1 protein-coding gene is annotated in these 2517 nt (G+C 71.1%); it reads left to right on the top strand.

Annotated features, from left to right (window positions below; translation table 11 throughout):
• Nucleotides 1-428 precede the first annotated feature (428 nt).
• Nucleotides 429-2300, top strand: a complete 1872-nt coding sequence (locus tag E1298_RS46085) for a CocE/NonD family hydrolase (protein WP_131903679.1) — start codon at nt 429-431, stop codon at nt 2298-2300.
• Nucleotides 2301-2517 lie beyond the last annotated feature (217 nt).

Consider the following 2517-nt stretch of genomic DNA (forward strand, 5'->3'; position numbering starts at 1 on the left):
TACCAGGCGTGCGGGTGGGACGGGCGCTCCGGCAGCGGCGGGCGGCGTAGCACGGGATGCGGTCGCTGGTGGAGGCGCTGATCCGCGAGACCGGCACGGGCCGCCTGCGGGCGCGCCCCGGGGCGTGGGCGTCTCGGACGGCTCGGATGCAGCGGGTGTCCCGGATGTTGGACGATGTGGGGGCCGGCCCTGGTAAGGCCCGGTGAGGGTGTTCGACCGGTATGCCCAGCGGGTGGGCGCCCTGCGCGGGTCCATCAGGTTGGGGTGCGGGTGAAGGCCGTCTCCGCTACGAACCGGGGAGGTATCCGGCCGTACACGGGAATCGCGAGCCCGTCAGTGGGGGCTCTGAACCCGGTGACCGTTGACACGGCGACTGGATCTTGGGTAGGCAGGTGTCCGTGGCAGCCGACGGAGGTTACTCCGAGCCGATGTATCACACGGCCCTGGAGTCGGACCTCATGGTCCCGATGCGCGACGGTGTGCGGCTGGCCACGGATGTGTACCGTCCTGCCGGGCAGGACGGCGTGGTCGGCGCGGCGCTGCCGGCGCTGCTGGTCCGGACCCCGTACGACAAGTCCGCCGCCGGGGAGGACAGCGAGTGGGCGCACTGGTTCACCGCACGGGGATACGTTGTGGTGATCCAGGACTGCCGCGGCTGTTTCGGGTCCGAGGGGGAGCTGGGGTTTCTCGGCTGCGAGGCCGAGGACGGGCAGGACACGGTCGGCTGGGTGCGCGCCCAGCCGTGGTGCGACGGCCAGGTCGGCATGTGGGGCACCTCCTATGTCGGCTGGACGCAGACGGCCACGGCCGCCGCCGGTACCGAAGGGCTGGCCGCGATCGTGCCGAACCAGAGCGGCGCCAACGGCTACACCAGCTCGATCCGGCACGGCGGTGCGCTGGAACTGCGGTGGATCGCTTGGATGTTCTGGCATTCCGCACGCAATACCCAGGCGGCGCTCAAGGCGCGGGCGTGGGTGGATGCCGCCCTCAACTCGGACCCGATCACGTTCGGGCAGTGGCTGCGCCGCTGGCCGATCCGGCCCGGAGTCACGCAGCTCGCCGTTGTCCCGCCGTATGAGCGGCTGGCGTTCGCGCTGCTCACCCACGACCGCTACGACGACTTCTGGACGAACCCGGGAATCAATCCGGCCGCCCATCTCGACCGTTTCACCGATGTGCCCACACTGCTGATGGGCGGCTGGTACGACTCCTACACTCGCGCCACCTTCGAGCTGTTCGAGGGGCTGTCGGCCTGCAAGGCCGGGCCGGTGAAGCTGATCGTGGGGCCCTGGTCGCACGACCGGACGGGGGAGACGTCGGCGGGCGACCTGTGGTTCGGCCAGGACGCGGCCATCGACAAGATCGGTACTCATCTGCGCTGGTACGACCGGTGGCTCAAGGGGCGACCCAACGGCGCCGACCATGACCCGCCGGTGCGGATCTTCGTGATGGGCGGGGGATCGGGCGCACGCGGCCCGGAAGGCCGGCTCAGCCACGGCGGCCGATGGCGTGATGAGTTCGAGTGGCCACTGGCGCGGACCGTCCACGTCCCCTACTACCTGCACCAGGACGGCGGCCTGGGCCTTCGGCCGCCTGCGGTGGACAGGTCCTCGACCACCTACCGGTTCGACCCGGCCGACCCGGTGCCGTCGATCGGCGGCAACGTGTCCTCACTGTTCGAGGCACCCGGCCTGCCGTCCGGGATCACCGACCCCGGGGACGCGTTCCTGTTCGAGGGCGTCCAGGCCCTCGTCGAACCGGGGGGCTTCGACCAGCGCGAATCCGCGGGCCTGTACGGCTGCCGGCCGCCCTACCTGCCGCTCGCGGCACGCGCCGACGTCCTGGTCTTCCAGACCGATCCGCTCGTCGACGACCTTGAGGTGACCGGGCCGATCGAGGTCCGGTTGTGGGTCGCCACGACCGCGGCCGACACCGACTTCACCGCCAAGCTGATCGATCTCTATCCGCCCTCGGGGGCCCATCCCCGCGGCTACGCCCTCAACCTCACCGATTCGATCATCCGGCTCAGGTTCCGGGTGGGCGGCCCGCCGAGCCCGCTGCCCCCCGGCCAGATCACCCAGGTCACGATCACGCTCTATCCCACGAGCAATCTCTTCGTGGCCGGCCACCGGATCCGCGTGGACATCTCAAGCTCCAACCATCCGCGCTTCGACGTCAACCCGAACACCGGCGAAGCGCCCGGCACGCGACGGCGGCACGTCATCGCCGACAACACCGTGTTCCACGACACGCAGCGGGCTTCGCACATCGTCCTGCCCACGGTGCCCTGCCCCGGCTGACCCGCTCCGCGCCCGCGGCCTGCGGCTGAGCCGCCCACCCGCGATGGCACCCGAGCAGATCCGCCACGCCCGCGCGCCCACCCCGACGCGATCATTTCCTGCATCGCCCGGCTGCCGGGCGTCGGCGGCTCCACCATCTGCAGGGACGTGCCCGAACTCAAGGAAGGCCGCCGTCCCGGGACGCGCGGTGACCTTCGATGGCGGGGAGTGGGGTGGC

Source organism: Actinomadura rubrisoli, from assembly GCF_004349215.1.
GTDB classification, from domain to species: Bacteria; Actinomycetota; Actinomycetes; order Streptosporangiales; family Streptosporangiaceae; genus Spirillospora; species Spirillospora rubrisoli.

Excerpts from the sequence above, each read along its gene's own strand:
- E1298_RS46085 (WP_131903679.1), top strand. The coding sequence starts at position 429 with ATGTATCACACGGCCCTGGAGTCGGACCTCATGGTCCCGATGCGCGAC.